The 8,113-nt window shown below is 66.9% G+C and carries 12 protein-coding genes; 4 read left to right on the forward strand and 8 right to left on the reverse strand.

The features are described from left to right. Nucleotides 1–33 precede the first annotated feature (33 nt). Nucleotides 34–468, forward strand: coding sequence for an ExbD/TolR family protein (locus SAMIE_RS20210; protein ID WP_066696697.1), 435 nt, complete (start codon nucleotides 34–36; stop codon nucleotides 466–468). 68 nt (nucleotides 469–536) lie between these two features. After that, nucleotides 537–713, forward strand: a complete 177-nt coding sequence (locus SAMIE_RS23500) for a hypothetical protein (RefSeq protein ID WP_157077748.1) — start codon at nucleotides 537–539, stop codon at nucleotides 711–713. A gap of 1 nt (nucleotide 714) precedes the next feature. Here the strand turns inward: SAMIE_RS23500 and SAMIE_RS20215 are convergent, their stop codons facing one another. From SAMIE_RS20215 to SAMIE_RS20250, 8 genes are read right to left on the reverse strand one after another with little or no spacing between them, the layout of a single operon-like run. Next, a complete protein-coding gene (locus SAMIE_RS20215) occupies nucleotides 715–1,080 on the reverse strand; it encodes a DsrE family protein (RefSeq protein WP_066696699.1) in 366 nt (121 codons plus the stop codon). Further along, a complete protein-coding gene (locus tag SAMIE_RS20220) occupies nucleotides 1,068–1,835 on the reverse strand; it encodes a HesA/MoeB/ThiF family protein (protein ID WP_066696700.1) in 768 nt (255 codons plus the stop codon). Before SAMIE_RS20220 ends, SAMIE_RS20215 begins: the two co-directional genes overlap by 13 nt. Then, nucleotides 1,832–2,293, reverse strand: a complete 462-nt coding sequence (gene dut, locus SAMIE_RS20225; RefSeq protein WP_066696702.1) for a dUTP diphosphatase — start codon at nucleotides 2,291–2,293, stop codon at nucleotides 1,832–1,834. The genes SAMIE_RS20220 and dut overlap by 4 nt, the downstream gene beginning before the upstream one ends. Further along, complete coding sequence (locus SAMIE_RS20230) at nucleotides 2,277–3,542, reverse strand: bifunctional phosphopantothenoylcysteine decarboxylase/phosphopantothenate synthase (protein WP_066696703.1); 1,266 nt, start codon at nucleotides 3,540–3,542, stop codon at nucleotides 2,277–2,279. Before SAMIE_RS20230 ends, dut begins: the two co-directional genes overlap by 17 nt. Continuing rightward, the gene (locus SAMIE_RS20235; protein WP_066696712.1) at nucleotides 3,539–3,880 is read right to left on the reverse strand and encodes a type II toxin-antitoxin system PemK/MazF family toxin; all 342 of its coding nucleotides are present in this window, start codon (nucleotides 3,878–3,880) and stop codon (nucleotides 3,539–3,541) included. The genes SAMIE_RS20230 and SAMIE_RS20235 overlap by 4 nt, the downstream gene beginning before the upstream one ends. Then, the gene (locus tag SAMIE_RS20240) at nucleotides 3,877–4,101 is read right to left on the reverse strand and encodes an AbrB/MazE/SpoVT family DNA-binding domain-containing protein (protein WP_066696715.1); all 225 of its coding nucleotides are present in this window, start codon (nucleotides 4,099–4,101) and stop codon (nucleotides 3,877–3,879) included. The genes SAMIE_RS20235 and SAMIE_RS20240 overlap by 4 nt, the downstream gene beginning before the upstream one ends. A 36-nt stretch (nucleotides 4,102–4,137) precedes the next feature. Further along, a complete protein-coding gene (gene ubiB / locus SAMIE_RS20245) occupies nucleotides 4,138–5,676 on the reverse strand; it encodes a 2-polyprenylphenol 6-hydroxylase (RefSeq protein ID WP_066696717.1) in 1,539 nt (512 codons plus the stop codon). A 7-nt stretch (nucleotides 5,677–5,683) separates the two neighbouring features. Further along, nucleotides 5,684–6,415: a class I SAM-dependent methyltransferase gene (locus SAMIE_RS20250; protein WP_066696720.1), complete on the reverse strand. Its 732-nt coding sequence runs from the start codon at nucleotides 6,413–6,415 to the stop codon at nucleotides 5,684–5,686. 82 nt (nucleotides 6,416–6,497) lie between these two features. On the opposite strand from SAMIE_RS20250, the gene mutM reads away from it, so the two are divergent. Continuing rightward, nucleotides 6,498–7,310, forward strand: a complete 813-nt coding sequence (gene mutM / locus SAMIE_RS20255) for a bifunctional DNA-formamidopyrimidine glycosylase/DNA-(apurinic or apyrimidinic site) lyase (protein ID WP_066696886.1) — start codon at nucleotides 6,498–6,500, stop codon at nucleotides 7,308–7,310. Between the two features lie 120 nt (nucleotides 7,311–7,430). Continuing rightward, nucleotides 7,431–7,694 carry a 30S ribosomal protein S20 gene (gene rpsT, locus SAMIE_RS20260; RefSeq protein WP_066696723.1) on the forward strand — a complete coding sequence of 88 codons (264 nt, stop codon included), beginning with the start codon at nucleotides 7,431–7,433 and terminating at the stop codon, nucleotides 7,692–7,694. Nucleotides 7,695–8,113: the final 419 nt, after the last annotated feature.

The raw sequence follows: 8,113 nt of genomic DNA on the forward strand, positions 1-8,113 counted from the left end.
TGTTATATCATAATTCAGCAACAGGAGGGACGAATGGCCTTGAGCTTCGCAGAACCCCGTAACGCCGCCGCCGACACGCCGATGAGCGACATGAACACGACGCCGCTGATCGACGTGATGCTGGTGCTGCTCATCATGTTCATCATCACCATTCCCATTCAGACGCACAGCGTCGGCGTCAACCTGTCCGCCGACGCCGTTAAGCCGCTCGTCCCGGTCGATACGGTGAAGAACAGAGTGGGGATCGGCGCGGACGGCACGATCCGGTGGAACGGCGCGGCGGTCGACCGCCTGACATTGCGCCGTTACCTTGGCGCATCGCTGCGCCTGCCGGTGGAGCCGGAACTGCAGTTCCAGCCCGATGCCGCCGCCCGCTACCTGCTGGTGGACGAAGTGCTCGCCGACATCCGCCGCGCGGGCGTCACGCGGCTCGGCTTCATCGGCAATGAGCGATACCGCGATTTCTGATCCGATCTGAACGCCTTGCCCTTGCCCTGCACCGCCTGTAGAAGCGGCGGCGTGAAGGGAGGCAGGGCGTGAAGATCGTGCGCTTGGGTCTGACGCTGATGATCTGCCTCGGCGCCTTCTGGGCCGCCGCCCATGTCGGCATGCTCCTGCCCCGCGCCCAAAGCGCCTCTACGCCGTTGCAGGCGGGCGCGGAGACCGACCGACGCATGATCGACCTGCGCCGTTACCTGCCGGTCATCCGCTGAATTAAACGAAAGACAGGCGGGCGTCGTCGCTCATGTCGCGCAGCAGCTCCACGGGGCCACCTGTCGTGACGCCGGACGGCAGGTCGCCGACTTCCATCCGCGCCAGCGCAAGCCCGCTCTGGCAGGCGATCAGCCGCACGCCCAGCGCCCGCGCCTCGTCGATCAGCGTCGCAAGATCGGGCAACCCCGCCGCCCGGTGCGCGGCATCGCGCGGCCCCTCGACCGGCTGCCGCAGTAGCGCCACGGCGTCCAGTTGCAGGAAGACCGTCGCCGCGCCCCCCAGCGCCGCCTGCGCCGCCGCCAGCGTCAGCGCCGCGCGCAGCCGCTCCGCATCGTCCGTCGCGGCGATCAGTATCAGGGGACGCACAGTTCCACCGCGCAGGCAGGACATGCCGGATCTTTCGCCACATCGAGCGTGCGGAACCGCATGGCGAGCAGGTCGGCGATCAGCAGCCGCCCCGCCATGTCGGTGCCGAAAGGCACGATCTGCCGGATCGTCTCCAGCGCGGCGAGGCTGCCCATCGTGCCGGTCAGCGCGCCGATCACGCCCGCTTCCGCGCAATTGCGTTCCGGCGCGTCCTGCGCATCGCCGACGAGGCAGCGATAGCAGGGCCGGTCCGCTTCCCAGCCCCGATAGGTGGCCAACTGCCCCTCGAACGGCCCGACCGCCGCCGATACGAGCGGGATGCGCAGCCGGTGCGCGGCATCCGCCACCGCCAGCCGCGTCGCGAAATTGTCGCACCCGTCCAGCACCACATCGGCGTCGCGCAGCAGCAGCGCGGCATTGTCCCCGTCGATCCGCGCGTTGATCGGAATGAGCTTCACGTCCGGGTTGATCCGCGCCACCGCCGCCATCGCGGCTTCCGCCTTGCGCGCGCCCACGTCCGTCGTGCCGAACAATATCTGCCGCTGAAGGTTGGAGAGCGCGACTTCATCGTCGTCGATCACCCGGATGGTGCCCACGCCCGCCGCCGCCAGATAGAGGATCGCCGGGCTGCCGATCCCGCCCGCGCCGATCACCGCGACCTGCGCCGACAGCAGCCGCGCCTGACCTGCGCCGCCTATCTCCCTGAGCACGATATGCCGGGCGTAGCGCTCCAGTTGGTCGTCGGTCAGCGTCATGAGGCGACGCCCGTCGATCCGAAGCCGCCTTCGCCCCGTGCTGTCTCGTCCAGACCGTCGACCTCGCGGAAGCTGGCGATCTGCACCGGCGCGACCACGAGCTGCGCGATCCGGTCGCCCCGCGCGATGGCGAAGGGCTGGTCGCCAAGATTGATGAGGATGATCCTGAGTTCGCCGCGATAATCCGCGTCGATGGTGCCGGGCGTGTTGGGCAGGCTGATGCCGTGCTTCAGCGCCAGACCGGAACGGGGCCGGACCTGCACCTCATATCCTTCGGGAATCGCCATCGCAAAGCCCGTCGCCACGGCATGCCGTCCCCCCGGCTGGAGCGTCAGTTCCTCCGCCGACACCACGTCCATTCCGGCGGCATGGGCCGTCGCATAAGCGGGCACGGGTAGCCCCTCGCCATGGGGCAGCCGCTTCAACCGGATTTCGATGGGATCAAACGGAGAGGGCATCTGCAACCTTTTCGATGAGGCGGAGGGCGACGTCCTCCTTGGCCATGGCGGGCCAGCTTTCTATTCCAGCGGTGGTGACGATCTGCACGGCGTTGCTGTCGCCGCCCATCACGTCACCTGACACGTCATTGGCGACGATCCAGTCCGCCCCCTTCTTCGCCAGCTTCGCCTGCGCATGTTCGGCGATCCGCTGCGTTTCCGCCGCGAAGCCGATCAGCAAGGCGGGGCGCTGCGCATGATGGCCCAGCGTCGCGAGGATGTCGGGATTTTCCGCAAGGGCGAGCGGGGCGGGCTGGCCGGAGCCATCCTTCTTGATCTTCTGGTCCGCCGCATCCGCCGCGCGCCAGTCTGCGACGGCGGCAACCATGATCGCGGCATCGGCGGGCAGCGCCGCCTCCACCGCCGCCATCATCTCGCGCGCGGTCTGCACGTTGATGCGCTCGACCCCGGCGGGGGTGGGGAGATGCACCGGCCCCGCCACCAGAGTCACCCGCGCGCCCGCCCGCGCGGCGGCGGCGGCGATGGCGAAGCCCTGCTTGCCCGACGAACGATTGGCGATGTAGCGCACCGGGTCGATCGGCTCATGCGTCGGCCCGGCGGTGACGAGAATATGCTTTCCGAGCAGGGTTCCGTCCGGTTCGGGCGTGCCGGGAACCGGCGGCGCATCGCCCGCGAAATCCGGCTGGCCGATGAGCGGATCGGCACGCGGCGGCAGCGCCAGCAGCCGTTCGATCTCCACGACGATCCCCTCCGGCTCGGGCAGGCGGCCCTTGCCATATTCGCCGCAGGCCATCGACCCGCTCGCCGGTTCCATGATGTGCACACCGTCGCCGCGCAGCGTCGCAAGGTTCCGCTGCGTTGCTTGGTGATGCCACATGCGCACATTCATCGCGGGCACCGCCAGCACCGGCTTGTCGGTGGCGAGCAGGATGGTGGTGGCCAGATCGTCGGCGATCCCGCCCGCCATCCGCGCGAGGATATTCGCGGTCGCGGGCGCGACGACGATCAGGTCGGCCTGACGGCTGAGCTGAATATGCCCGATCTCGCGTTCTTCCTTGAGGTCGAACATGTCGCCATAGACATGGTCCTCGGTGAGGACGCCTAGGCTGAGCGGCGTCACGAACTGCCCCGCGCTTTCCGTCATCACCGCCCGCACCGCAATGCCGCGCCGCCTGAGCAGGCGGACAAGCTCCAGCGCCTTGTAGGCCGCGATCCCGCCGGAAACGATGAGGAGGACGCGCCGGGTCATAGCGCCAGCAACCGCCGCAGACCGGACGTCAGCGCCGAGCGGTCTGCCGTCTGGAGCCGTCCGACCGGCGTCAACTCTGCGGTTTCCACGGTATAGAGTTTCATCCTGATCTTGCACGGCTTGCGCAGCCCCGCCTCCTCATAATGGCTGATCGTCATGTCTCCATGCCATGCCGGGGCATCGCCGCGGGTGATCATCGCGACCACGGCAACGCCTGTCGCCTTGTTGGCCTCCTGCGAAGACAGGATCACCACGGGGCGCTTGCGCCCGCCCTCCCGCTCTATGAAGGGCACATGGACGACCGCCACGTCATGCGGTGACAGGGAAGCGTCGCTCATAGTTCCGCCCAATAGGCGTCCTCCTGCGGATCGTCCCATTCGGGCATCTGCGCCTGAAGGAAGCGCGACCATTCGATTTCCGACCGGTCGATCTTCCTCAGCACCGCGCGGCCGTCCTCGAGTGCGAATGTCACTTCATCGCCTGCCTTGAGGTCAAGCGCCTGCCGCACGTCGCGCGGGATCGTCACCTGATGCTTGATCGTCAGCTTGCCGCTTTTCATGGGTAATACGTAATACTGTATTACTTCACTCGCAAGTCAGAGCAGGTGGGACAACCACATCGCGCCAGCCCCGGCCGCCGCCGCGACCGTCGCCACCAGCGCATAGCGCCATCCGCCACCCACCCGGATCAGCCTGACCTCGCTCAGCGGCGGGGGCGGGGGCGCGCCGCCCTTTTCCGGGAATGCGTCCTCGATCCGGCGGATGAGGCCCGGCAGCCGTTGCAGCGTGCGCCAGTTCTCGATCAGCGTGTCCGCCGCCTTCGCTTCCGGCCCCAGTTCGGTGCGCAGCCACTCGCGCACATAGGGACCGCTTGTCTCCCACAGGTTGATGTCGGGGTCGAGCGCGGTCGCCACACCCTCCACCATCACCATCGTCTTCTGGAGAAGCAGCAGGTGCGGTTGCGTCTGCATGTCGAAATCGCGCGTGATGGCGAACAGGCCGTCGAGCATGCCGCCGACCGACAGTTCGCGCACGGGCTTGCCGCGCATCGGTTCGCCCACGGCGCGCAGCGCGGTCGCGAACTCTTCGACATTGTGGTGCGCGGGCACATATTGCGCCTCGAAATGGATTTCGGCGACGCGCCGGTAATTGCCGGTGATGAGGCCGTAGAGAATCTCCGCCAGCCACATGCGCGCCCGCCGGTCGATCCGCCCCATGATGCCGAAGTCGATGGCGACGATGTCGCCGCCCGCCGTCACGAACAGGTTCCCCTGATGCATGTCGGCGTGGAAGAAGCCTTCCGCAATGGCCTGCCGCAGGAAGGCGTTGACCAGCCGGGCGGCCAGATCCTTCACGTCATGGCCCGCCGCGATCAGCGCGGCGCGGTCGGCGATCTTGACGCCGTCGATCCACTCCATCGTCATAACCTTGCCGGTGGTGCGGTCCCAGTCGATCTGCGGGACGCGGTATCCCGGCATCGCCTCCATCGCCTCGGCCAGCTCGGACGCGGAGGCCGCCTCGCGGCGCAGGTCCAGTTCGCGCGCGGTCCAGCGCTTCATATTGGCGATGACGAGGCGCGGGCGCAGCCGGGCGATCTCTCCGCCAAGCTGCTCGACATGGGCGGCGGCCCATTCATAGGTCTGGATGTCGCGGTTGAACTGGTCGATCACGCCGGGGCGGATGACCTTGACCGCCACGTCGCGCCCGTCGGTAGTGAGAGCGCGGTGCACCTGCGCGATGGAAGCGGCGCCCACCGGCACTTCGTCGAACCGGGCATAGAGCGCGTCGAGCGGCCGCCCGAAGCTCTGCTCGATCTGCGCCCGGATCGTCTCGAACGGCACGGGCGGCAGCGCGTCCTGCAGCCGCAGCAGGTCGGCCGCCGCTTCCTCGCCCACAAGGTCGGGCCGGGTCGCCAGCGTCTGACCCAGCTTGATCGCCGCCGGACCGATGGCCTGAAACGCATCGGCATAGCGCGGCTGCGCAGGCACGCGCGCCCCGAACCGGGCGAGCCGCACCAGCCGCCGCACGGGCGCGGGCGTAAGCGGATCGCGCTCGATCCCCGTGAGCGCACCATGCCGCGCGAGCGTCCGGCCCCATTTGAGGAGCCGCCAGATATGGGTGGCGTGGCTGGTCATGCCTGCGTCAGATCTTCCAGCCGCTATGGATCGCGACCAGCCCGCCGAGAATCGGCTCCACCTTCGTGTTCGAAAAACCCGCCTCGCGGATCATGCCCTCGAATTTCGGCATGGGCGGAAAGCGCCGGATCGATTCGATGAGGTAGCGATAGCTGTCCGCATCGTTGGCGAAGAGCTTGCCGAGCTGCGGCACCAGCCGGTGCGAATAGACATCGTAGACGTCCGAAAAGCCCGGCCATGTCGTCGTCGAAAATTCGAGGCAGAAGAAACGCCCGCCGAACTTCAGCACCCGATGCGCCTCGCGCAGCGCCCGGTCGATATGGGTGACGTTGCGGATGCCGAATGCGATCGTATAGGCGTCGAAAGCGCGGTCGCCAAAGGTCAGTTCCTCGGCATTCTGTTCCGACCAGATCAGGCCTTCATAGCCCTTCTTCTGCGCCCGCTCCATGCCCACGGCCAGCATTTCGGGGTTGATGTCCGACACCGTCACCTGCGCGCCATGGCGGTGCATGCGGAATGCGATGTCGCCGGTGCCGCCCGCCATGTCCAGGATCTGCTCGCCGGGCCGGGGCTTCACCCGGCGCACGAACTGGTCCTTCCACAGCCGGTGCGCGCCGCCCGACATGGCGTCGTTCATCAGGTCGTATTTCGCCGCGACGTTCGAAAAGACCGCGCGGACCATGCCCGCTTTTTCGGCGGCATCGACATCACGATAGCCGAAGGATGCTGTTTCGCTCATGGCCAAGTCCTCTAGACAGAGATTGCGCGCCGTTCCAGCCAAGAAGCTGGTTATTCGCGCGCCTCTTTCCTAGATGCGTTTCATGCCAGAGCTTCCCGAAGTCGAAACCACCGTCGCGGGTCTCCGATCCGTGCTGGAGGGCGATACGCTCACCCGCGTCGAGCCGCGCCGCGCCGACCTGCGCTTCCCCATCCCCGTCGACCTGCGCCAGCGGCTGACGGGCGCGCGCGTCACGGGGCTGTCGCGCCGCGCCAAATATGGCCTCGTCGAAACCGACCGGGGCGATATGATGATCTTCCACCTCGGCATGTCCGGGCGTTGGCGCATCGACCCGGCGGAGATCGGCGCGCACGATCATCTGCTGATCGAAACCGGCAGGGGCCGGCTGCTGGCGCTCAACGACCCGCGCCGCTTCGGATCGCTCGACCTCGTGCGGTCGGATGCATGGGAAGCCTATCTGCCCTTCACCCGGATGGGACCGGAGCCGCTGGGCGCGGATTTCGACACGGACCGCCTCGCCGCCGCGCTCGCGGGCAAGGCGACCTCGATCAAGGCGGCGCTGCTCGACCAGCGGATCGTCGCGGGCCTCGGCAACATCTATGTCTGCGAAGCGCTCAACATGGCGGGCATCGCGCCTACGCGCCCGGCGGGGAAGATCGGCCGTGCGCGGCTCGCCCTGCTGGTGGAGGCGATTCGCACCGTGCTCACCGCCGCCATCACCGCCGGAGGATCGACGCTCCGCGATTATGCGCGGCCGGATGGGGAACTGGGCTATTTCTCGAAACAGTGGCGCGTCTATGGCCGCGAGGGGGAGGTGTGCCCCTGCGGCGGCGTGGTGCGGCGGCGAGTCGACGGCGGGCGCTCCACCTTCTATTGCCCGAAATGCCAGAAATAGCGCGGCCCCGCCCCGTTGACGGGTGTCCCATTCCCCTGTAAGGGGCGCACCTTCACGAGGCTGGTCGGCGAATCTGATCGGGCCTCTTGCCCAAAGATTTGACGAGAACCGAGGAAAAGAATGGCCAATACGCCGCAAGCCAAGAAGCGCATCCGTCGCAATGAACGCCGCGCCGCAATCAATGGCGCCCGCATCAGCCGGATTCGCACTCTGGTGAAGAAGGTGGAAGCCGCCATCACCGCCGGTGACAAGGCCGCCGCCGCCACCGCTCTCGCGTCGGTTCAGCCGGAAATGGCGCGCGGCGTCGCACGCGGCGTGCTGCACAAGAACACTGCCGCCCGCAAGTTCGGCCGCCTGACCAAGGCTGTCAGCGCGCTCGCCTGATCCTTTCGACCAAGGTCGAATGCCAAAGGCCCGCTCCGGATCGCCGGAGCGGGCCTTTTGGCGCTGGTCATGAATGAGTCATGAAGCCGTAATGACGGATTCCCCGCGATTCGACGCACTGCACCAATAAATGACCGATATAAGGTCATGAAAAGGATCAATAATTTTTCCTGCTCGGGAATCCCCAGCGTTTCCGTCGTCAAATCCTTTATTTCAGTTTTTTGAATAGGGACGCCCTTGATCCGCGCGAGCGGGGCTGTCTATTTTCGAAATCCGGCCGCTGTCGAATCACTGACAGTGCGCCGTCAGGAACATGGGTCTGGCAATGGAGCCGGAAGGGCGGGGGCTTTTCCGTTCGGCTTCCTGTTGCCTGACGACTTTGCCCTGCAGGCGATGCGGGGATGCGGGGGATAAACGGA

The sequence above is a fragment of the Sphingobium amiense genome, from assembly GCF_003967075.1.
Taxonomy (GTDB): Bacteria; Pseudomonadota; Alphaproteobacteria; order Sphingomonadales; family Sphingomonadaceae; genus Sphingobium; species Sphingobium amiense.

Coding starts and splice junctions, on each gene's coding strand:
- SAMIE_RS20250 (WP_066696720.1), bottom strand. CDS start 6,415: ATGAGCGAAACAGCATCCTTCGGCTATCGTGATGTCGATGCCGCCGAA.
- SAMIE_RS20230 (WP_066696703.1), bottom strand. CDS start 3,542: ATGACCCGGCGCGTCCTCCTCATCGTTTCCGGCGGGATCGCGGCCTAC.
- SAMIE_RS20235 (WP_066696712.1), bottom strand. CDS start 3,880: ATGAGCGACGCTTCCCTGTCACCGCATGACGTGGCGGTCGTCCATGTG.
- ubiB (WP_066696717.1), bottom strand. CDS start 5,676: ATGACCAGCCACGCCACCCATATCTGGCGGCTCCTCAAATGGGGCCGG.
- SAMIE_RS20220 (WP_066696700.1), bottom strand. CDS start 1,835: ATGACGCTGACCGACGACCAACTGGAGCGCTACGCCCGGCATATCGTG.
- SAMIE_RS20240 (WP_066696715.1), bottom strand. CDS start 4,101: ATGAAAAGCGGCAAGCTGACGATCAAGCATCAGGTGACGATCCCGCGC.
- rpsT (WP_066696723.1), top strand. CDS start 7,431: ATGGCCAATACGCCGCAAGCCAAGAAGCGCATCCGTCGCAATGAACGC.
- SAMIE_RS20210 (WP_066696697.1), top strand. CDS start 34: ATGGCCTTGAGCTTCGCAGAACCCCGTAACGCCGCCGCCGACACGCCG.
- dut (WP_066696702.1), bottom strand. CDS start 2,293: ATGCCCTCTCCGTTTGATCCCATCGAAATCCGGTTGAAGCGGCTGCCC.
- mutM (WP_066696886.1), top strand. CDS start 6,498: ATGCCAGAGCTTCCCGAAGTCGAAACCACCGTCGCGGGTCTCCGATCC.